This window comes from Rhodococcus jostii RHA1, assembly GCF_000014565.1.
In the GTDB taxonomy this organism is placed as follows: Bacteria; Actinomycetota; Actinomycetes; order Mycobacteriales; family Mycobacteriaceae; genus Rhodococcus_F; species Rhodococcus_F jostii_A.
The window spans coordinates 5,820,423-5,845,505 of sequence record NC_008268.1; the positions used below are offsets into that span (position 1 = coordinate 5,820,423).

1 protein-coding gene is annotated in these 25,083 nt (G+C 69.2%); it reads left to right on the top strand.

The annotated features are described in order from the left end of the window. Positions 1-90 precede the first annotated feature (90 nt). Positions 91-25,044: a non-ribosomal peptide synthase/polyketide synthase gene (locus tag RHA1_RS26585; RefSeq protein WP_148228418.1), complete on the top strand. Its 24,954-nt coding sequence runs from the start codon at positions 91-93 to the stop codon at positions 25,042-25,044. Positions 25,045-25,083: the final 39 nt, after the last annotated feature.

Below are 25,083 nucleotides of genomic sequence, written 5' to 3' on the forward strand. Positions count from 1 at the left end.
AGATCGTGAGTGGGCCAATTCACAGTAACGAAGCGGCGTGCAGGCCCGATTTCTGCTCGGATCGGGAAACATGGACGGGGGACAATCACTGTGAGTGAGTTTCCCCTGTCGAGAGCACAACAGGGAATCTGGTTCGCCCAGCAACTCGACCCGAGCGTCCCCCTCAACGTGGCTCAGTATGTGGAGATTCAGGGACACGTCGACGTGGGGTCCCTGGTGGACGCCACCGACCGTGCCTGCCGCGAGCTCCAGTCGCCCTGCGTCAGCCTCATCGACAACCGCGATGAGGTTCTGCAGGTGGTGGATGTCGAGATCGACGATGCGATCTCCTACCGCGACCTACGCGCCGTCGACAATGCAATCGCCGAGGCCCACCGCTGGATGACCGCGGAGTACAGCCGCCCGCTCGACGTGCTGAAAGACCGGCTGATCATGGCCACCCTGCTGCACGTCGGCGAAGACCACTACTTCTGGTTCTCCCGCGTCCACCACATCGTCATCGACGGCCACGGCGGCATGGTGCTCACCAACCGTGTGGCCGAGATCTACAGCCACCTCGTGAACGGCACCGAACCGCCGCCGTCCAAGGCGCTGAGCCTGCGCGAGCTGTATGACGCCGAAGACGCCTACCGATCCACGAGCCGGTTCGAGACTGATGGAAACTATTGGGCCGAGCGCATCGCCGGCCTGCCCGACCCCGCCCGTCTCACCGCCCGGGAAGCGCCACCCACCGCACCCTCACTTCTCCTCGGCGGCACCATCGCCGACGGCATTTCCCAGCGCATCGGCGACGTTGCCCGACGCTGGAATTCGTCCGACGTCCCCGTCGTCGTCGCCGCATTCGCCGCCTACCTCGCACGAATGACCGGCGCCACCGACATCGTGCTGAGCCTGCCCGTCTCCGCCCGCACCACCGCGGCCACACGGCGCTCCGCCGGCATGGTGTCGAACATCGTCCCACTGCGCGTGCAGGTGGACGCCGAAGTGAGCGGTGCGGAGCTCGTGCGACGGGTGCAGCTCGAGCTCACCGGGGCGCTGCGGCACCAGCGGTACCGCTACGAAGACATGCGACGCGACCTCCCCGACGGCGGTGCGCGGCGCGGCGGCTTCGGCCCCACCGTGAACCTGATGATCTACCACCAGGAGATCGTGCTCGGAGACGTCGTCGGCGTCTTCCATCCCCTCACCAGTGGGCCGGTGGACGACCTCGCACTCAATCTTTACCCATCGGTAACTGGCCGGGGTGCACGCGTCGACTTCGAAGCCAACCCCACCCTCTACGAAGAAACCGAGCTGCACGCTCAGTACCGCCGCTTCCTGAACTTCCTCGCGACGTTCGTCGGCGCGGAGGACGACACCCCGGTCGGAGCACTGCCGATTCTCGATGAGACCGAGCAATCGGCACTGGTGCCCTGCGCCGGCCCATACGCCGTCCCGCCGGCGACGCTGCCCGAATTGCTCGACGCCGGTCTGCGTGACCCCGACGCAATCGCACTGCGGCACGCGGGTGCCGACCTTTCCTACGGACAGCTGGACGTGTGGTCGAACAGGCTCGCCCATCGGCTGATCGAGCGCGGTATCGGACCCGAAGACGTGGTGGCCGTGATGCTGCCGCGCTCACCCGAATCAGTGGTGGCAGTGTGGGCCGTCGCGCGCTCGGGCGCGGCCTTCCTGCCCGTCGACCCCGGCTACCCGGCGGAGCGCATCGCGTTCATGCTCGCCGACTCCGAGACCACGGTGGCATTGGCCGCAGACGCCTCGGTGGTGCCCGCGGGAATCGACTGGGTGGAGGTGGCCGACCGGCCCGGCGACTCGTCACCCGTTGCCGACGCCGATCGTGTCCGCCCGCTGCGCATCGACCACCCCGCGTACGTGCTCTACACGTCCGGCTCCACCGGAACGCCCAAGGGGGTGACGGTGACGCACCGCGGCCTGGCCGGCCTGGTCTCCGCGCGCGACGGACTCTACGACGTCGACGACTCCGCCCGCGTCGCACACTTCGCCTCCCCGTCGTTCGACATCTCCCTGGACGAACTGCTGCTCGCGTTCACCGCCGGAGCCACGCTGGTGATCGTGCCACCCAACGTCTTCGGGGGCGAGATGCTGACGGAGCTGCTGCGGACGGAGCGCGTGACGCACGCCATACTGACCCCCGCGGTCGTAGCCACCCTTGTGCCGTCGGAGCTACCCGACCTCCGCGTCCTCGACGTCGGCGGCGAGGCTCTGACCGGCGCACTGGTCGCGGCGTGGGCACCCGGCCGCGTCATGGTCAACGGCTACGGGCCCACCGAGGCCACCGTCACCACCCTGTTCAGCCCACCGCTGGTACCGGGGGAGCCGGTCACGATCGGTCGTCCCGTGCCGGGCACCGAAGCACTCGTGCTCGATGCCCGCCTCCGACCGGTCCCCGTCGGCGTGGTCGGTGAGCTGTATCTGGCGGGGGAGAGCCTCGCACGGGGATATCACCGGCGCACCCGGCTGACAGCCGAGCGATTCGTCGCCTACCCACACGGCGCCGGGTCGCGGATGTACCGCACCGGTGACCGGGTGCGGTGGACTCCCGACCACCAACTCGAGTTCGTCGGCCGTACCGACACCCAGGTGAAGATCCGCGGCTTCCGGGTGGAACTCGGCGAGATCGACGCCGTGCTCACCGCAGCGCCCGGCGTCGACCACGCCGTCACCGTGGTACACGGTGCCGGAATGTCCTCGGGCACAGTGGTGTCGTACGTCAGCGGCGCGACCGACCCGGCGACAGTGCTCGACTTCGCCGCCGCCCGGCTGCCGCACTACATGGTGCCGGCCTCGGTGACCGTGCTCGAGCAGATGCCAATCACCCCCAGCGGCAAGATCGACCGCGCGCACCTCCCCGAACCCGTCGTGTCACCGTCCCGCGCGCCGCACGGCGAGGTCGAAGAACTCCTGGCCGCGGTGATCGCCGACGTTCTCGGACTGCACTCCATCGGAGCCGACGCCGACTTCTTCGCGCTGGGCGGAAACTCGCTCTCCGCCACGCAGGTCGCTGCGCGGCTCTCGGCCCGGGGACACGCGGTCGGGGTGCGCGACATCTTCGAGGCACCCACCGTCGCACTGCTGGCCGCCAGGGTCGGCGCTTCGCGTTCGCGCGTGGCCACACCGCCGCTGCGCCAATCCGGCGAGGACGGGAGCGCAGCGCCACTCGCACCCGCGCAACAGCGACTGTGGCTCCTGGCGCAGGCCGCGCCCGAATCGCCCGCCTACAACGTGCCGTTCGTCGTCGAACTCGACGGTGAGCTGGATGTGTCGAGTTTGGCTGCGGCAGTGCACGACGTCCTTGACCGGCACGCGGTGCTGCGCACCGTCTACCCCGAGACCGACAACGGTCCCGTACAGGTGGTCACCCCCGCCGTCGTGGATCTGACACCAGTTGGGCTCGAGCCCGATGCACTCGATGCCGCCGTGGCCGAACTCGCGGGCCGCGGCTTCGACGTGACCACCGAGACGCCGGTGCGCATCCGCCTCTTCCGGCTTACCCCCACCCGCCACGCACTGGTCGTGATCGCGCATCACATCGCGATGGACGGCTTGTCGTTCGCGCCGCTCACCCGTGACGTGATCACCGCCTACGAGGCACGTCGCTCCGGCACCGTGCCGAGCTGGCCCGAGCTCGACGTGCAGTACACCGACTACGCCCGATGGCATCTCGACATCGTGGACGCCGCCGCTCCCGGCGACATCGACTACTGGACCACTCAACTCGATGGTGCGCCCGAGTTGCTGTCACTGCCCACCGACCGCCCCCGCCTCGCGGCGGGGTTGCACCCGGCAGGGGCGGTACCGCTGGCGTTCGACGCCGACCTGCACCGGTCGGTGGTAGAACTCGCGCGGACACATGATTCGACCCCGTTCATGGTGGTGCACGCCGCACTGGCCGTCACCTTGAGCGCGCTGGCGGGCACCGACGACATCGCCATCGGGACAGCGGTATCGGGACGCACCCATCCCTCGCTCGACGCGTTGATCGGCATGTTCGTCGGCAACGTTGTGCTCCGCACCCGGGTATCCGCACACCAGACCTTTGCCGACGTGCTGTCGGGCGTTCGCCGCACCGACCTGGACGCCTTCGCACATTCCGAGACACCGTTCGACCAGGTAGCCGACGCCGTGACGGGTGGGACGTCGGCGCCGCATCATCCACTGTTCCAGGTCGCGCTGGCATTCGAGAACGCCGCCACCGAACCCGAACTGACCCTGGGCGATCTCATGGTGCGCCCGTACGCCGTCCCCGCTCCGGTCGCACGCTTCGATCTGGAACTGGCACTGGCCGAGCAGCATTCACCGGACGGTTCTGCGGCAGGGCTGCTCGGCACGGTCACTTACTCCCGCGCACTGTTCGATGACACCACCGTGCACCGCTGGACTCGACTGCTCGAACGGGTGCTGAAGGCCATGGTGGCGCGCCCCGACGCCTCGGTGCGCACGGTGGACTTGCTCGACCCCGACGACCGGGCCGCGCTGGTCCCGCAACACGGACCCGCCGCCGCACCGGCCGTCACCCTGCCCGCGCTGCTGGGCACGGGCATCGCAGTCGTGAGCGGTTCCGGCGGGCTCACCCCCGCGGAACTCGACGATCGGGCCAACCGGCTGGCACACCACCTGATCGACCGAGGCCTCGGCCCCGGCGACGTGGTGGCCGTGCAACTGCCGCGGTCCGTCGAGTGGGTGACCGCACTGTGCGCGGTCGCCCGCACCGGTGCGGCGTTCGTGCCCATCGATCCCACCTACCCCGAAGCGCGTGTGGCGCACATCCTCGCCGACTCCGGGGCCCGCGCTGTACTCACCGACAGCGACATGCAGCACCTCGGCGACAACCCGTCCCCGGTCACCGACAACGACCGGGTGCGCCCGCTGCGGGTGGACGATCCCGCGTACGTCATCTACACCTCCGGGTCGACAGGAACTCCCAAGGGTGTCGTCGTCACCCATCGCGGACTGTCGAGTCACGCTGCGGCCCTCCGGAAGTCCTACGCCGTGGACAGCGTGTCGCGGATACTGGCGTTCGCGTCGCCGAGCGTCGACGCTTCCGTCCACGAACTGCTGTCGGCGTGCGGTGCGACGCTGGTCCTCGCGCCCACCGACGTCTACGGCGGCGACGAACTGACGGAACTCCTGCAGCGTGAACGCATCACCCACTGGACCACCACCCCGGCCGTCCTCGCTCTCACCAAGCCCGACGGTCTCGACCATCTGCGTGTTGTCGCGGTGGCCGGGGACGTGTGCCCACCGGATCTGGTGTCGCGGTGGGCGCCTGGCCGCACCCTGCTCAACCTGTACGGGCCCACCGAGGCCACCATCTGGGCCACCGGCACCGGACCACTGTCCGCGGATGACCCGGTGACCATCGGCAGTCCCATCGACGGCATGTCGGCGGTGGTGCTCGACGCGGCGCTGCGTCCGGTGCCCGTCGGCGCGGTGGGGGAGCTGTACCTGACCGGACCGGGCCTCGCCCGCGGATACGTCGGAAAGCCTGGGTGGACGGCGGAACGCTTTGTCGCCAACCCGCACGGGGATGGTCGCATGTACCGCACCGGCGACCTCGTCCGGTGGACAGCCTCGCGCCACCTCGACTTCGCCGGCCGCGCAGACGATCAGGTGAAGATCCGCGGTTTCCGAGTGGAACTCGGCGAGATCGATGCGGTCCTGAGGTCGGCTCCCGGCGTCGACACGGCGGTGACGATCGCGTGCGACGGCGCCCTGCACTCCTACGTCCACGGAACCGACGTGGACACCGACGCCGTCCTGGCCTTCGCGACGCAGCACGTGCCCCGGCACCTGATTCCCGCATCCGTGACCGTCCTCGATCACCTGCCGTTGACTCGCGGCGGGAAGGTCGACCGGGCGGCGTTGCCCGAACCCGTGGTCCGGACAGCATCAAGCCGGGAAGCGCGCACCGCGACGCAGGAACTGGTGGCCGCCGCCTTTGCAACCGAAATCGGGACCGAAGGCATCGGTCTCGACGACAGTTTCTTCGACCTCGGCGGAAACTCGCTCGGAGCAACACGCCTCGCCGCCCGAGTGGGATCGGTGCTCGGACGACGGGTCTCGGTGCGCGACATCTTCGACCACCCCACCGTGGCCGAACTGGCCGCCCACGTGACGGGGGCCGCCGACCGCCCGGCACTCGTTCCACGCGAAACGTCGGGACCGGTGCCGCTGTCGGCGCAGCAGCAGGGACTGTGGCTGGTCAACCAGCGCGACCCCGCCACCGATCCGTACGCCATGGGATTCGAGGTGGACCTTGACGGCACCCTCGATGGGGAGGCGCTGCGGGCCGCTGTCCGGGATATGCAACACCGGCATCGGATGCTGCGCACGGTGTTCCCCTCGCTGGACGAGCAGGTGGTGCTCGACGAGGCGGACGGAGTTCTGGCGGACGCCGCCGGCGGCGGTCTCGACCTCACGCGTGACGTTCCGATTCGGGTGACCCTGTCGCAGCGTGCCTCCGGTCGGCACACCGTTGCCATCCTGCTGCACCACATCGCCGTCGACGGACTGTCCCTGCAGCCGCTGCTGCGCGACCTTGCCGTCGCCTACTCCGCGCGCACCGCCGGCCGCGTTCCCGACTGGTCGCCGCTGTCCGTGGAGTATTCGAGCTACGTGCTGTGGCAGCGAGAAGTACTCGGAGACGCGGAAGACCCCGACAGCCTCGCCGCCAGCCAACTGGCGTATTGGGCAGAGGCATTGGACGAGCTCCCGGCGGTGTTGCCGTTGCCGCTCGACCGACCTCGGCCGGCTGGCGCGCTGACGCTGGGACACACAACGTTCGTCGTGGGCGCCGAACAGCACCGTGCGCTGATCCGGTTGGCGCGCGAGCACGACGTGACCCCGTTCATGGTGCTGCACGCAGCCCTCGCGGTGCTGCTGCGTGCCCTCACCGGTACCGACGACATCGCCGTCGGCACGTCCACGGGTGGTCGCGCGGATCCGGCACTCGACGATCTGGTCGGCATGTTCGTCGGCACCCTTGCGCTGCGCACCCCGATCGACCCCGCCGCGAGCTTCGCCGATCTCCTCGAGACGGTGCGAGCAGCCGACCTCGGGGCGTTCGAGCACGCCGACGTGCCCTTCGAGCAGGTCGTGCGACAGCAGGGTACGGAATCCGGCCAGCTCGAGCACCCGCTGTTCCAGGTGATGCTGGCGTACGAGAACTTCGATGCGGCCGAGGTGGAACTGCCAGGTCTGGCCGCCCGGGTCCGGGACGTCCAGACTCACGCCCGACCGTTCGACCTGGACCTGACCGTCCGGGAGCGCCGCTCGGACGACGGCACCCCCGACGGGCTGCACGCGGACGTGAACTTTCCGCGGGAACTCTTCGACACCGAGACGATCGACCGGTGGATGGCGTTGCTGCAGCGAATACTCCTCGCCGCTACATTGGATCCGTCGGTGACGGTCGGGAATCTGGACCTGCTCGATCCGGACGAGCATGCCGCACTGGTACCGCGCGTCGGGCCGGTCGCCGTTCCGGCCGCGACTCTGCCCGACCTCTTTGAGCGCAGGCACGACGGGGTGGCCGTGCGGTGCGCCGGCGTCGAGGTCACTTACCGCGAGCTGGATGCCCGGGCCAACAGATTGGCCCGGCGGTTGATCGCGCGCGGGATCGGACCCGAGGACCTGGTGGCCCTGATGCTGCCGCGGTCTGTCGAGTCGATCGTTGCCGTGTGGGCCGTCACGCGCAGCGGCGCCGCGTTCCTCCCGGTGGACCCGGGATATCCGGCGGAGCGGATCGCCTTCATGCTCCACGATTCCGGTGCCGCGGTGGCGCTGGCCGCTGACGCGTCGCACGTGCCCGACGGTGTCGCGTGGATCGACGTCACCGACGGTCCGGGTGACGCGGCCGCAGTGACCGACGCAGATCGTGTCCGTCCGCTGCGGGTCGACCATCCGGCGTACGTGCTCTACACGTCCGGCTCCACCGGAAGACCCAAGGGCGCGATGGTCACCCACCGGGGACTGGCGCCACTGGCCGACGCCAACGCCACGCTCGGACTGCTCGATTCGGAAGCGCGGGTCGCGCACATTGCGTCGCCGTCGTTCGACCTCTCCATCAACGAGATGCTGCTCGCCTTCACCGCCGGCGCCACCCTAGTGGTCGTGCCGCCCTGGGTCCTCGCCGGCGACGAACTCGCCGACGTGCTGCGCCGCGAACGCGTCACCCACGTGATGGTGACACCGAGTGTGCTGGCGTCACTGGAGCCCGCGTCGGTACCGGACCTGCGGGTGATCGACCTGGCCGGCGAGGAACTGCCGTGGGAACTCGCTCAGCGATGGGCGCCCGCACGCATCGTCGTCAACGGGTACGGGCCGACCGAAACCACCATCGTCAACTTCATGAGCGACCCCCTCACACCGGGTGGTCCGCTGACCATCGGCGGCCCCATCGAGGGAACCGAAGTACTGGTGCTGGATTCGCGGCTGCGTCCAGTCCCGGTCGGTGTCACCGGCGAGGTGTACCTGGCAGGGGAGAGCCTCGGCCGGGGCTACCACGGCAGGCCGGGCCTGACGGCGGAGCGGTTCATCGCCTACCCGTCCGGCAACGGCACCCGGATGTACCGTTCCGGCGACCTGGCCCGATGGACGCCCTCGCACCAGCTCGTGATCGTGGGGCGTGCCGACAACCAGGTGAAGGTCCGCGGGTTCCGGGTGGAACTGGGCGAGGTGGACTCCGCACTGCGGACGGCACCCGGCGTCGAGAGCGCGGTGACGCTGGTGCACGGCACCACGTTGGCGTCGTACGTCACCGGATCCGTGGAACCGGCTGCAGTGCAGGCGTTCACGGCCGACAAACTGCCCCACTACATGGTGCCCGGTTCGGTCACGGTGCTCGACGCGATGCCGCTGACCGCCAACGGAAAGGTGGATCGGGCCGCTCTGCCCGAACCCGGGGCATCCGTGGTGCGGTCACGGAAGCCGCGCGGCGCCACCGAAGAAGTCGTGGCCCGGGTGATCGCCGACGTGCTCGGCCTGCCGTCGATCGATGCCGAGACGGACTTCTTCGCGGTCGGCGCCAGTTCCCTGACCGCCACCACCCTGGCCTCGCGAGTCGGGCATGCCCTCGAACGGCAAGTGAGCGTGCGCGACGTCTTCGAGGCTCCCACCGTGGCGGCACTGACGTCCAGGCTGCTCCGCAGCCCGTGCGCCTTTTCGGCTGCTCTGACTACCACAAAGGCGCACGGGCGCGAAGCGCCTCTCGCGCCGGCGCAGGACCGCCTGTGGCTGCTCGACCGGATTACCCCCGGCTCCGCCGACTACGTCGTCCCGTTCGCGGTGGACCTGAGCGGCGCCGTCGACGTGGACGCACTGGCCGCGGCCGTGCGGGACGTGGTGGACCGCCATGAGCCGCTGCGCACGGTGTTCCGGGAGACCGAGACCGGAGCGGTGCAACTGCCGTCGGACGTCGCACTTGATCTGAGCCCGGTTCCGATCGACGAGCACGGACTCGGCGAGGCGATCACTGCACTGACAACCGAGGGGTTCGACCTCACCCGGGATACGCCGATTCGCGTCCGGCTCCTCGACCGCGGGACCCACGGCTACACCGTGGTCGTCGCCGCCCATCACATCGTCTTCGACGGACTGTCGGCCGCCCCACTCGCCCGCGACGTGATGGCCGCGTACCGCGCGCGCCGGGACGGCCACGCTCCCGGCTGGGACGCCCTACCGGTCCGGTACGGCGACTACGCCCGATGGCACCGGGGGATCGTCGAGGAGGGCGCCGACCGAGACCTCGCGTTCTGGAAGACCACCCTCGACGGACTACCGGAGCGGCTGCAGCTACCCACCGATCGGCCGCGTCCGGCGACGGCAACCACCCCGGATCGCGTCCCGTTCACGGTGGACGCGGGTACCCACCGTGCCGTGGAGGAACTGGCCAGACGATGCAGCGCCACCCCGTTCATGGTGGTGCACAGTGCCCTGGCCGCCACCCTGGCCGTCCTCACCGGTACCGACGACATCGCAGTCGGCACACCGGTGTCCGGTCGCGGCGATCCCGTCCTGGACGATCTGGTGGGCATGTTCGTCGGCACCATCGTTTTGCGTACCCGAGTGGATCCGAGCCTCCCATTCGCCGACCTCGTCTCCGCCACCCGCGTCGCGGATCTGGCGGCATTCGCGCACAGCGAGCAACCGTTTGACCGAGTGGTCGACGTCGTCGCGCCGACCCGCTCCACCACGCATCACCCGCTGTTCCAGGTGATGCTCGCCTACCAGAACTTCACCGAACCCGAGATTCGATTCGACGACGTCACCGTCCGCAGTCGCGACACCCCGAGCAGCGTCAGCCGCTACGACCTGGAGATCGAGATTCGGGAACGTCACGCCGAGGACGGCGCGGCCGCCGGACTCGACGGCGTGATCGCGTACCCGACAGAACTGTTCGACCGTGACACCATCGCCCGGTGGTCGAGACTGCTGCAGCGAGTGCTGCAGTCGGCCGTGATGGACCCGTCGGTGGCCGTCGGCGATCTCGACGTGCTCGAGCCGTCCGAGGCTGCTGACGTGGTCCCCGCGCGCGGGGAGGTGGCACTCTCACCGATCACGCTTCCCGACCTTCTGTGCGGCAACTCCCACGACGTCGCGGTGCGGTGCGGCGACGACGAACTGACCTACCGTGAGCTGGACGAGCGAGCGAACCGGCTGGCGCGCAAGCTGATCCGGCTGGGCATCGGACCCGAGGACGCGGTAGCGCTGCTGCTGCCCCGCTCGATCGACTCGGTGACCGCGGTGTGGGCCGTTGCCCGTGTTGGTGCCGCGTCGCTGCCGATCGACCTGGACCATCCGGCCGAACGCACCGCCCGCATCCTCACCGCCGCCGGAGTGCGCGTCGCGATCGCGCACGACGCCGACCTCGTTCCGGACGGCATCGTGTGGATCGACGCGCGCGAGGGGCAGGGGGATTCGGCACCGATCGGCGACCGCGAGCGCGTCCGGCCGCTCACGGCGGATCACCCCGCGTATGTGGTCTTCACCTCCGGGTCGACAGGCGAACCCAAGGGTGTCGTGGTGACTCACCGCGGCTTCGCGAACCACGCCGCCGAGGTCCGTGCGCGCTACCGAGTGGGGCCCGACTCCCGCGTCCTGCACTTTGCGGCCCCCAGCTTCGACGGCGCCTTCCACGAAATTCTCGTAGCCGCTATCGGCGGCGCCACCCTGGTGATCGCCCCACCGGGCGTGGTGGGCGGAGACGAGTTGAAGGACCTGCTCCTCCGCGAACGCGTCACCCACTGGACCACCACCCCCTCGGTCCCCGCGCTGATGGACCCGGAAGGCCTGGACTCGCTCGAGTTCCTGGCCGTGGTGGGGGAGGCGTGCCCGCCGGAAGTGCTGGAGCGATGGGCCCGGAACCGGACTGTCGTGGACTTGTACGGACCCACCGAACACACCGTGTGGGCCACCGGAAGCAGCGAGTTGCAGTCCGGCGATCCGATCACCATCGGCCGTCCGATCCGCGGTGCGTCCGCGGTGGTGCTCGATTCCCGTCTTCGGCCGGTGCCGGTGGGTGTCATCGGTGAGCTGCACCTGTCGGGTCCGGCGCTGGCCCGCGGCTACCTCGGTGCACCCGCCCTGACGGCGCAACGATTCGTCGCGAACCCCCACGGATACGGTCGTATGTATCGATCCGGCGACCTGGTGCGCTGGACCGCCGATCACACCCTCGAGTTCGTCGGTCGCGCCGACAGCCAACTCAAGATCCGTGGATTCCGGGTGGAACTCGGTGAGATCGACGCGGTCCTGTGGTCGGCGCCCGGCGTCGACACCGCCGTCACCGTGCTGCACGACAACGTCCTCGCCGCGTACGTCCACGGCACCGTCGAACTCGACCCCGCCGCATTGCGGGCGTACGTGGCGGAGCGCCTGCCGCACTACATGGTGCCCGCCACGGTGACCGTGCTGGACGCCGTGCCGCTCACGGTGAACGGCAAGGTGAACCGTGACGCCCTGCCCGCACCCGAACTTCCGGCGGCGACCCGGCCCCCGCAGACCCCCGTCGAGCAGACGGTGGCGGACGCAGTGGCAGCCGTCCTCGGGATCCCCGACATCGGCGCCGACGCTGATTTCTTTGCCCTGGGCGGAAATTCGCTGTCCGCGACCCGGGTTGTCTCGCACCTGTCATCGATGTCCGGACGGCGTATCGGGGTGCGCGACCTGTTCGACCGCCCCACCGTTGCCGCGCTCGCCGCCCTGATCGAGGAGGGCGGTGACCAGCGTCCACCGCTCGTCGCCGAGCACGCCGACCAGCCGGCGCCGCTCGCCTACGCGCAGCAACGGCTGTGGTTGCTCAACCGGGTCGACCCCCACTCTCCCGCCTACAACGTGCCGTTCGCCGTCGACCTCGACGGGGACCTGGACGTCACTGCACTGGCTGCCGCCCTGCACGATGTGGTCACCCGGCACACCGTGCTGCGCACCGTCTTCCCGGACACCGAGACCGGGCCCGTCCAGAAGGTCGTCCCCGCCGCCGTCGACCTCACGCCCACCGAGGACGAGGCCACCTTCGCCGTCCGCGGATTCGACCTCACCACCGAGCCACCACTGCGCGCCGCCCTGTTCGAGGTTGCGCCCCACCGCCACACCGTCGTCGTGGTGCTGCACCACATCGCCGTCGACGGACTGTCGTTCGGTCCGCTGATCCGGGACGTGGTCAGCGCCTATCACGCGAGGACGTCCGGGCGTGTTCCCGACTGGGCACCGCTTCCCGTCGCCTACACCGACTACGCGCGGTGGCAGCGCCGCGTCCTCGGCGACATCGCCGATCCTGACAGTCGTATGCGTCGCGAACTCGACTACTGGACCTCCGCCCTCGACGGCCTGCCCTCCCTGCTGCCGCTGCCCATCGACCGGCCACGGCCCGGCACCGACCGGCTGACCGCCCGGCACCTCCCGTTCTCGGTGCCCGCCGAGTTGCACCACCGCCTGGAAACAGTGGCCCGGGAGCAGAACGCGACGCCGTTCATGGTGCTGCACGCCGCGCTCGCCGTCCTGTTGTCCAAGCTGACCGGTGCTGACGACGTCGCCATCGGAACACCCACGTCGGGGCGCATCGACCCGGCGCTCGACGACGTGGTCGGCATGTTCGTCGGCACCGTGGCCCTGCGCAGCCGGATCGACCCACGTGCTGGGTTCGACGCCCTACTCGCCGCCGTTCGGGAAACCGACCTCGCCGCGTTCGCTCATTCCGAGGTGCCGTTCGACCTGGTCGTGGATGCGGTCGCGCCCACCCGCTCGGTCGGGCATCACCCTTTGTTCCAGGTGATGCTGGCGTACGACAGCTTCGGGTCTCTTCCTGCTGTGACGATGTCGGGGCTGGATGTGCGCGGCCGTGAACTGGGCACCGGCACCAGCCGGTTCGACCTCGAGGTGTCGATAAGAGAACAGCGCGGCGAAGATGGTGAACCGGTCGGTCTCGACGGTGTATTCGTCTATCCGGCAGAGCTGTTCGACTCCGAGACGGTCGAGGGGTGGGCGGAGCGTCTGCTGCGGGTGCTGCGGGTGGTGACCACCGATGTGCAGGTGCTTGTGGGGTCGATCGACGTCCTCAGCGAGTCCGAACGCAACGCGAGTGTTTCGGGTCTCGACGGTGCACCACCGGAAGCGTCATCGTTGGCGGAACTGTTCGAGCGCCGCGCCGCAGAGAATCCCGACGCGGCGGCGATCACGTTCGGTGACACCACGGTGACCTACGGCGACCTGGATCACCGCTCCGCGGAGATGGCCGAGAGCCTGCGGGCGTCCGGCGTGGGAGCCGAAGATCTGGTTGCCCTCGTGCTGCCGCGCTCGGTCGATCTGGTGGTGGCGATGCTCGCGGTGATCCGCGCCGGTGCCGCGTACCTGCCCATCGACGTCGACTACCCCGCCGAGCGCATCCGTTACCTGCTCGACGACGCCGCGCCGACGGTCGTGATCTCCGAGATGCCGCAGGTGAGTGGCACTGTGTCCACGGGTGCGTCTCGCCGCTCACCTGGGGGAGCGGCGTACGTGATCTACACATCGGGCTCCACCGGGCAGCCGAAGGGCGTGACAGTCACCCACGCCAACGTACTGTCGCTGCTCGCGAACACACGCGAGGAATTCGGGTTCGGCCCGGGCGACGTGTGGACGATGTTCCACTCACACACCTTCGATTTCTCGGTCTGGGAGATGTGGGGCGCCCTCACCACCGGCGGACGACTCGTACTGGTCGACCACTACCTCGCCCGCTCACCCCACGAATTCGCCGATCTGCTGGTGCGCGAAGGCGTCACTGTCCTCAACCAGACGCCGTCCGCCTTCGGGCAACTCGTCGAGCACATCGACAGCTCCTCGCTCCGGCTGCTGATCTTCGGCGGTGAGGCACTCGACCACACGCTCGTGGCATCATGGCTCGGCCACCACCCGAACGTGCGCGCGGTCAACATGTTCGGCATCACCGAAACCACCGTGCACGTCACACGACACGACCTGAAGTCGGGAGATGAGCGCCGGTCCGTGGGCAGGGCGCTGCCGGGACTGCGGACCTACGTTCTGGATGCGTCGCTGCATTCCGTGCCCCCGGGGACGGTCGGCGAACTGTACGTCTCCGGCGCACAGGTCGCGCGCGGCTACATGGGACGCTCCGCCCTCACCGCGGAACGGTTCGTCGCCGACCCCTTCACTCCCGGCACCCGCATGTACCGGACGGGAGACCTCGCCCGATACCGCTCGAACGGTGAACTCGACCACCTGGGCCGCGCCGACACCCAGGTGGCGGTGCGCGGCTACCGCATCGAGCCCGGAGAGATCGAGGCGACACTTCTGCGGCGTCCCGACGTCGAGCACGCCGCAGTCATGCTGCGGGGCAGCGCCGTCGGCGACCAACTGGTGGCCTACGTGGTGAGCGCAGCGGACCCGCGCACACTCCTCGGCTACCTGCGGTCGGTGTTGCCCGAGTACCTCGTACCGGGCGCGGTGGTGCCCGTCCCGGCCTTCCCGCTGACCCCCAACGGGAAATTGGATCGTCATGCCCTGCCCGAACCGACCGTCCTCGCCGCGGACTCCCATGCACCCCACGGGCCGATCGAGGAAGTGGTCGCAGGTGTGTTCGCCGAGCTTCTCGGGGGCATCGAGGTCGGTGCCCGGCAGAGCTTCTTCGACCTGGGCGGCAACTCGTTGATCGCCACTCGGGTGGCCGCCCGGCTCAGCGCCGTCTTCGACACGGACGTGACGGTCCGCGACCTCTTCGAGGTGCCCACCGTCGCCGAACTGGCGACGCGGGTGGAGGAGCGGGCCGGGGACGGCCGCCGCCGACCGCCTCTGGTGCCAGCCGCCGCCGGTGAGCAGCTTCCGCTCTCGCCGGCGCAGGAACGCATGTGGATTCTCAACCAGTTCGACACGGGCGCAGCCGGATACAATATTCCGCTCATCGTCCGACTCGACGGCGACCTCGACGTGGAGGCGCTGGCCGCCGCGGCACGCGACGTCGTGCAACGTCACCGCACCCTGCGCACCGTGTACCCACGGACCGCTGACGGTGTGCGGCAGATGGTGCTCGAGGCCCACGAGATCCCGCTGGACCTCACGGCGATCGCCATTCCCGACGACGCCGTCGACGCCCACGTCCGGGCCCTCACCGGTGACGGTTTCGACGTGGCCGCAGAACCGCCGCTGCGGGCGCGCCTCTACCGGACCGCCGCAACCACCCACGTGCTCACCCTGGTGGTCCACCACATCGCCGCCGACGCATGGTCGCTGACCCCGCTGATCAGGGACACCCTGGAGGCGTATCAGGCCCGGCTGGGTGGCGTCGGACCCCAATGGCCCTCGCTGCCTGTGCAATACAGCGACTACAGCATCTGGCAGCGTCGGATGCTGGCCGAGGGCAGCGAGAACACCGAGAACGCACTGTCGAACTACTGGTCGGGTGCCCTGGCGGGGCTGCCCGAACAGGTGACGCTCCCACCCGACCGTGCCCGCCCCGCCATCCCGTCGGGGGAGGGCGCCGCCCACTCGGTGGTGGTGGACGCCGCGCTGCACGAATCACTGACCGCGCTGGCGCGCACCTACCGGGCCACGACGTTCATGGTGTTGCACGCCGCACTCGCGGCGCTACTGTCTCGGTACAGCGGCAGCCGGGATGTGCCCATCGGCACCGCCGTAGCCGGCCGCACCGACCCGCAACTCGATGACGTCGTCGGCATGTTCGCCAGCACCCTGGTGTTGCGGGCAACCGTCGACCCGACCGCCAGCTTCGCCGAACTGCTCGCCCAGGTACACGAACGTGACATCGCGGCCTACACCCACGCCGACATGCCGTTCGAGGCGCTGGTGGAGTTGCTCAACCCGCCGCGATCGGCATCGCACCACCCGCTGTTCCAGGTGGCACTGTCGATGCAGCGACACCGCCCCGGACACCTCAGCCTGCCCGGGCTGACCGTGACCCCGGTGATCCCCGACGTCGAGCACGCGAACTTCGATCTGCAGCTCACCGTCGCCGAGCCCGGCCCCGATGAGCCGATGACACTCCACTTCGGCTACAACGCGGAACTCTACGACCACGCCACCGTCGTCGAGTTCGCAGCGCAGCTGGTGCGGTTCCTCGAGGCTGTCACGGCCAACCCCGACATCTCCGTGGGCGATGTGGACCTGCTCAGCGCGCGCGAGCGTTCCGTCCTGGTCCCCGCTACCGGGCCCCGCACACCGGGCGCGCTGACGTTGCGGGACATGATCACTCGCGGCGCCCAGGCGGCGCCGGATGCCGTGGCGGTCCGCGACTCCGGCACACAACTGACGTACCGGGAACTCGACGCCCGCTCCGACGTTGTCGCGCGCGAACTGCTCGAATCGGGTGTGCGGCCGGGTGAGGCCGTCGTCTGGTCGGCGCCTCGTTCGACCGAGTCGGTGGTGAGGTTGTGGGCGATCGCGAAAGCAGGCGTAGCGCCCGTTCTTATAGACCCGGCTCTGCCCGCAGCGCGGGTTGCCGTGATGCGGGGCATCGCCGACAGCCTGCCGCGGGCGACCGGCACGGCGTACGTGGTGTTCACGTCCGGCACCACCGGCACACCCAAAGCTGTGGTGGTGACAGACTCCGGCCTAGGCGCGCTGGACACGGACGTCGCGTCGCGCTTCGGCGCCGCACCGGGATCGCGCGTGCTGCACCGCGCCGCCGCCGGGTTCGACATGACCCTGCTCGAGGTACTGATCGCAGGTGCGTCCGGGGCCACACTCGTGATTGCCTCCGACACCGAGTTCGCCGGCCCCGCACTGGGTGAGCTGCTTCGCCGCGAACGGATCACCCACGCCTGTGTCACCCCCACTGTTCTCGCGACCGTCGGCGACTTCGCACTACCCGACCTGGAAGTACTGATGGTGGGTGGCGAGCGACTCGGAGCCGAACTGGTCGACCGTTGGGCCCCCGGTCGCCGGCTGATCAACGGCTACGGCCCCGCCGAGTCGACGATGTACACCATCGCGACTCGTCCGCTTTCGTCCGGAGTGCCGGTGACCATCGGCACACCCATCCCGGGCGTCGCCGCCCTCGTGCTCGACGAGCGGCTCCGCCCCGTGCCGGTGGGCGTGCCCGGTGAGCTGTACCTGTCGGGCGGTGCGCTGGCCCGCGGCTACGCCGGACAACCCGGGCTGACAGCGGAGCGCTTCGTCGCCGGACCGGACGGCGCACGCTTGTACCGCACAGGTGACCTGGTGCGCTGGCGAGGCGGTGGCGAACTGGAGTACCTGGGACGCAACGACAGCCAGGTCAAGATCCGAGGTGTTCGCGTCGAACCGGGTGAGATCGATGCCGCCATCGCCCGAGTCGCCGATATCGACTTCGCGGCCACGATCGTGCGCCCCACACCCACCGGCTCCGACTCACTCGTCTCCTATGTGTTGCCGCAGCACGCAGGCTTCGACGCGGACGGACTACGGCGCCGCCTGGCCGAACTGCTGCCGTCGTACCTGGTACCGACGGCCGTCGTGGTGCTCGATTCGCCGCCGCAGACGATCAACGGCAAGCTCGATCTGCGTTCCTTGCCCGCGCCCGATCTCGGTGCGGGTGAGCACGAACCGCCCGCCACGGATACCGAACGTGCCGTGGCCGCGGTCTTCGCCGAAGTCCTCGGACTGCCCGGGGCCGGTCGCGGAGCGCACTTCTTCGATGCTGGTGGCAACTCGCTGCTGGCTACGCAACTGACCGCGCGGCTTTCCGAGGTGATGGGCCACCCGGTCCCGTTGCGTAGCCTCTTCGCCCACCCCACGATTGCCGAACTGGCCACCGTCCTCGACGGTGCCGTCCCCGAACCGGACCTGCGCCCCGCGCTCGTCTCGCAGCCGCGTCCGGATCGAATTCCATTGTCGCGCAGTCAGTACCGGATGTGGGCGCTCAACCGTCGCGATCCGTCGTCCGCAGCCTACAACCAGCCCGCGACACTCCGCCTGGACGGGCCACTCGACGTGCTCGCGTTGTCGGCGGCGCTCGCGGACGTCGTTGCCCGGCACGAAGTACTGCGCACCCAGTACCCCGCCGCGGCGGGAGAACTGCCCCACCAGCGGATCCTCCCGGCAGGCGAACTGGACCTCACGCCCCGGGACACGCACCCGGAATCGGTGGAATCCGTGGTGGCCGCATTCGCGTCCGAGGGGTTCGACCTCACCTGCGAAATGCCCCTGCGGGTCCGGCTGCTGCAGATCGGTCCCGACTCGCACGTGTTGGCTGTGGTGCTCCACCACATCGCCGCCGACGGCTGGTCGCTCACCCCTCTGGTGACTGACGTGCTCACTGCCTACGACGCTCGTCGCGCCGGCCACGCACCCGGCTGGGTGCCGCTGTCCATCCACTTCGCCGACTACGCGCTGTGGGAGCAGGAACTGCTGCGCAGCGGGTACGCGGCGCGCGGTATCGAGCATTGGCGCCGCGCACTCGACGGCGCCGAGTCGGGTGCCGCACTCGTCCCGGATCGGCGACGGGGTACCGGCGCAGCGGAGGGCGCCGCCGAGGTGGTGACCTTCCGGATCCCCGCCGCGGTCCAGCGAGCGGTGCACCGGTTGGCTCACGACCACCGCGCCACGCCGTTCATGGTGCTGCACGCGGCGCTGTCGGTGCTGCTGTCGCGGCTCGGTGCCCAGCGCGACGTCACCGTTGCCACCGCGGTCGCCGGCCGCGGGGATCGCATCCTCGACCCGATGGTCGGAATGTTCGTCAACACCCTCGCGCTGCGGGCGCAGGTCCAGCCGGACATGCCGTTCGCGGGACTGCTGGCCCAGGTGCGCGACTTCGACGTGGATGCGTTCGAGCACGCCGACGTGCCCTTCGAATCGATCGCCGACCTGCTCGGGGGACGCACACCACAAGTCGCGCTGGCAGTGGAGAACCTCCACCTACCCGCCGTCGACGTGGCCGGCCTTCGAGTCGAAGTTCGGGAAGTCGATACCAACACAGCAAAATTCGATCTCCACGTGACAGTGCGCGAGCGATGGGACGGTAACGATCCCGCAGGGATGGACGGCGCCGTCGCCTACTCCGCCGACCTGTTCGATCCCGCCACCGCCACCTCCCTGGCAGCCCAGCTGGGACAGGTGCTCGCGGCCGTCACACTCGATCCGCAGGTGATGGTGGGGGAGATCGCTCTGACGCCGGCACCGCCGCTCACCGGTGGGCCCGCGGACGACACCCGTATCCTCACCGACATCTTCCTGTCCACCGCTGCCGAGCACCCCGACCGTCCGGCTCTCACCGACGGCACCCGGACACTGTCCTACCGCGAACTGGCCGAAGCATCGCAGCAGCGGGCCGGTCAGCTTCGCGACGCCGGCGCCGGTCCCGGAACGGTCGTAGAGATCTGTATGCCGCGCTCGATCGACTTCGTGGTCGAACTCTGGGCCGTCACCCGGACCGGAGCCACCTTCCTGCCGATCGACCCCACCCACCCCGCCGAACGCCGGGACGCGATGGTGGCGCAGGCGCAGGAGTCGGCGCAACCGTCGGTCGCGTACATCATCTACACGTCCGGATCGACCGGCACCCCGAAGGGCGTGGCCGTCACCCACCGCGGACTGGGCGCCCTCGCCGACGAAGCCGTCCGCCGGTACCGAGCACACCCGCAGGCCCGGGTACTGCACGGCTACAACCCCACCTTCGACGCGGCGCTGCTCGAGATGCTGCTGGCCTTCCGCTCCGGTGCCTGCCTCGTGGTGGCACCCCCCGACGTCTACGGCGGCGCCGACCTGCAGCACCTGCTCACCGAGCAGAACGTGACGCACTACCTCTCCACACCCTCCGTCCTCGCCACCCTCGAGCCGCGGAAACTGGACACCCTGCAGGTGGTCGCCGTGGGCGGCGAGGCTCTGAGCCCGGAGCAGGCCGCGGCCTGGAGCGAAGGGCAGCTGATGCTCAACGCCTACGGACCCACCGAATCCACGGTGGTGGCCACCCTGGCTGAGGTGGGCGCCGACGTCACCATCGGCGCACCCGTCCCCGGCACGACAGCGACGGTCCTGGACGACCGGCTGCGTCCGGTACCGCTCGGGGGCGTCGGCGAACTGTACCTGGAGGGACTGGGACTGGCCCTCGGCTACGTCGCCGACCCAGCGCTGACGGCCGCGAACTTCGTTGCCGGACAATCCGGAATCCGCCGTTACCGCACCGGTGACGTGGTGCACCGTCGCGTCGACGGCACACTGTCCTACGTCGGACGCGCCGACCGTCAGGTGAAGGTGCGCGGCATGCGCATCGAGCCCGCTGAGGTGGAAGCCGCCCTGCTGGTGCAGCCCGGTGTCACCCAGGCAGTGGTGCTGCTGCACCACGGACGGCTGGTCGCCTTCGTCACGGGGTCGGCTGTGGACGCCGAGTCGCTCCGCGCGCAATTGATCCGGCAACTCCCGGCACACCTGGTGCCGCAGCGGATCATGATCCGCGACAGCCTACCGCTCACGCCCAACGGCAAACTCGACGTGCAGGCGCTGGAAGCGAACGATATCGACAACGACACCAACTCGTCGGAGCCGCTGCGGACCGTGACCGGGGAACTGGTTGCCGCGGTGTTCGCGGCAGTGCTCGGCGAGGTGAGCGTCGGTGCCCACAGCAACTTCTTCGACATCGGCGGCGACTCCCTCTCCGCCACCGCGGTGACAGGACGGCTGTCGGCGGCGTTCCGCGTGGACGTATCCGTCAGAGCGCTGTTCGAGCATCCCACCGCCGCCGGAATGGCCGTGTGGCTCGACCAGCGGCACACGGTCGCGACACGCATTCCCCTGGTGCGACGGAACCCTGATACCCGAATTCCATTGTCGCCGGCGCAACAACGGATGTGGCTGCTTCACCGCGTCGATCCGAGCGCATCCATGCACCATCTCGTGTTCGTGCATCGTCTCGGAGGTGACATCGACCTGGGCGCACTGCGGCACGCACTCGCGGACGTGGTGCAGCGGCATGCCGTGCTGCGCACCGTCTTTCCCATGGACGGCCGCGGACCTCACCAGATGATCGTCCCCGTGGACATCGACCTGCATCCCGTCCACGGCGCCGACGTGTCCGCCGAGGTCGCGGAATTCGTGCGGCGACCCTTCCGTCTGGAGTCGGAAACCCCGCTACGCGTGCAACTGTGGTCCGAAGCCGACGGTGACCACGTGCTCGCTGCCGTAGTGCATCACATCGCGCTGGACGGCGGATCCATGGACCGGTTGGCCACCGACCTCGAGGCCGCCTACACCGCTCGCCGCGGAGGCCGCGAACCACAATGGGAGCCGCTCCCCGTCGATTACGCGGATTACAGCGTGTGGCTGCGCGGGGTCCTCGGCGACCCCGCGGACCCCGACAGTGTCGCCCGTGCTCAGCTCGACTACTGGACCCGGACGCTCGACGGCGTCGACGCCCCGATCGCGTTGCCCACGGACCGTCCGCGGCCCGCCCGACCGAGCCACACGGGCGCCACTGTCGAGTGGACCCTGGACCCCGACGTGCGTCAACGGTTGTCCGACGTTGCCCGCAGCCAGGGCGTCACGGTGTTCATGGTGCTGCACGCGGCGCTCGCCGTTCTGCTGGCGCGCGAAGGTGGGCACCCGGACGTCGTGATCGGGACCGCCGTCGCCGGACGACCTGACCCGGCGCTCGACGCACTGGTGGGGATGTTCGTCGGCACCATCGCCTTGCGCACCGAAGTGAACTCTGCTGCAACCTTTGCCGCGCTCCTCGACCACGTGCGTTCGGTTGACCTCGACGCGTTCGCCCACGCCGATGTGCCGTTCGACGACGTGGTCGCTCGCGTGGCACCCCGCCGCTCTACCTCGTACAACCCGCTGTTCCAGGTGATGCTCGCCTACCAACACGCCGCGCCGCGACCAGGCGGTCTGCCCGAAACCGAGACCGAGTCGATCGGATCAGCCACTACCACCGCCGAATTCGACCTGGTGTGGGATTTCACGGAATCGGTGGGGGAGCTGACGCTGCGGCTGTTGTATGCCACGGACCTGTTCGACGACCCCACCGCCCGGGCGCTGGCGCAGCGCTTCGGTCGAATCCTCGACGCAGCCCTGACCGATCCATCCGAGGTGGTCGGCGACATCGACATCCTCGAGGCGAGCGAACGTGCGGCCCTTGTCAGTGGCCCTGCACGGAACTACCAGCCGAAGACTCTCGCCGAGATCTTCGAGACACAGGTCCGGGCCACCCCGCACGCCGTCGCCGTAGAAGACGGCGGCGTGCAGTGGACATACGAAGAACTGGACGACGTGGCGGAACGGTGGGCCCGGGCGCTTTCGGACCGTGGCGTCGGACCCGAGGATGTGGTCGCGGTCGCCACCGGTCGTGGCCGGCACTGGGTGGCCGCCGTGTGGGCTGTGGCGAAAGCAGGCGCGGTCTGGCTGTCGCTGGACCCGACGCATCCCACCAAGCGCCTGGAATGGATGCTCGCCGACTCCCGTGCCGTGGTCGGGCTGACCGTGCCCGAACGCGTCGCCGAGCTCCCAGCCACAATCCCTTGGCTCCCACCCGTGAGTACTTATCAACCACCCGCGGTTAAGAAGTACTCACAGGTGGAGGGCGCCGCGTATGTGATCTACACATCCGGAACCACCGGAACGCCGAAGGGCGTCGTGGTGCCGCATCGCGGTCTGGTGAATGTGGTTGCTGCGCAGGCGCCGGTGCTCGACATCGACGGCGACGTGCGGGTTCTCCAGCTGGCCTCCCCGACCTTCGACGCCTCACTGTTCGAAATGCTCTACGCGCTGTCGTCCGGCGGCAGCCTGGTGATCGCCCCCGACTTCAGTTATGCCGGCGTTCAGCTGGCCGAGGTGGTGCGCCGGGAGCGCATCACCCACCTCGTCGCGACGCCCACCGTGCTGGCCACTCTCGATGCCGACAGCCTGGGTGACGAAGGGCCCCAGACCGTGGTGTCGGTCGGCGAACGCCTACCGTCCGCATTGGCGACGACCTGGGCGTCGGGTCATCGGCTCTTCAATGCCTACGGTCCCACTGAATTCACGATCCTGGCGTCGGTCGCAGGACCGCTCACGCCGGCAGGCGTCGATGACGGCGTCGACATCGGGGACGTGATCGACGCCGCCGCCGCCCTCGTGCTCGACCCGAGGCTGCACCCGGTGCCCGACGGCGTGACCGGTGAGCTCTACCTGTCCGGAAGCAGCGTCGCCCGTGGCTACCTCGGACGGGGTGGTCTCACCGCAACGCAGTTCGTCCCCAATCCGTATGGGAAACCTGGCGACCGGATGTATCGCACCGGAGACCTCGTGCGCCGCAATGCACACGGTGCCCTGGACTATCTGGGACGTGACGACGCTCAGGTGCAGCTGCACGGCATCCGCGTCGAACCTGCCGAGGTGGACGTCGCCTTGACGCGGCACTCCGACGTCCGGTTCGTGATCACCACGCCGGTCGTGGCTCCCGGTGGACAGCTCGTCCTCGTCTCCTACGTGGTGATGGAGCCGGACTCCACGCACACCCCCCACAGTGTGCGCGAATTCGCCCGCGCCGTCCTGCCCCGACATCTGGTACCGTCCGCCGTCGTCGTGCTCGACAGCCTGCCGGTTCTGCCGTCGGGCAAAGTCGACCGATCCGCGCTTCCCGAGCCGGAATTCGATTCGGACACGCCAGGAACGACACCGCCGATCGGATATCTGGAGACGGTGGTCGCCGAGGTGATGGCCGAGGTCATCGGAGTGGATTTCATCGGTGCGGATCAAGATTTCTTCGCGCTGGGCGGCACCTCGATGGGCGCGGTGGCGGCGGCCGATGAACTGCGCACCAGGCTGGGCGGGGACGTGCCCCTGCAATGGCTCTTCACGGACCCCACCGCCGCGCGACTCGCCAAGCGCATCGAGTCCGGTAAGTCGTCGTCCGACGATCCGTTCGCCGCTGTGGTGCGCCTCGGAGGAGAGGGCGACGGTCCGCCACTGTTCTGCATCCACCCTGCGGCGGGTATCGCGTGGTGTTACGCAGGCCTCGCAGAACATCTCCCCGGACATGTGTTGTACGGAGTGCAGGCAACCGGTGCCACGGATTTGCCCTCGTCCGTCGCCGAGCTGGCCGCTCGCCACATCGACGCCATCCGCGCGGTGCAACCGGCCGGGCCGTACCACCTGCTCGGCTGGTCGCTGGGCGGCACCGTGGCACAGGAAATGGCCGTGCAACTACACGAAGCTGGCCACGAAGTGGCCACCCTCGCGATGCTCGACACCCTGCTGCCGGAACACCGCGCGGCGCTCGTGAACCTCGGCGACAACCGGCCCGAGCTGGACCTCCCAGCCGAGCTCGGAGCCGCAGTGTCGGCCGATCGGGTGCAGTCGCTGGGCGAGCTCCTCATCCGTCTCGAACAGATCGCGTCGACACATCAGCCCCGGCACTTCGACGGCGACGCTGTGTTCTTCACAGCCGCATATGATCTCGATCATCATCCGGAACTCGTTCCGGACTGGCGGACACACTTCGGCGGTGACGTCACCGAACACCGCATCGATGCTGTGCACGCAGACATGGTCGGGCGTGTACCGGTGTCAGTGATCGGCCGAAGACTGCGGGGATCGGGAGGCCACTCCGGACCGTGAAGCAGCCGCCGCCCCTGACCGCGGCCATCACTACGATGC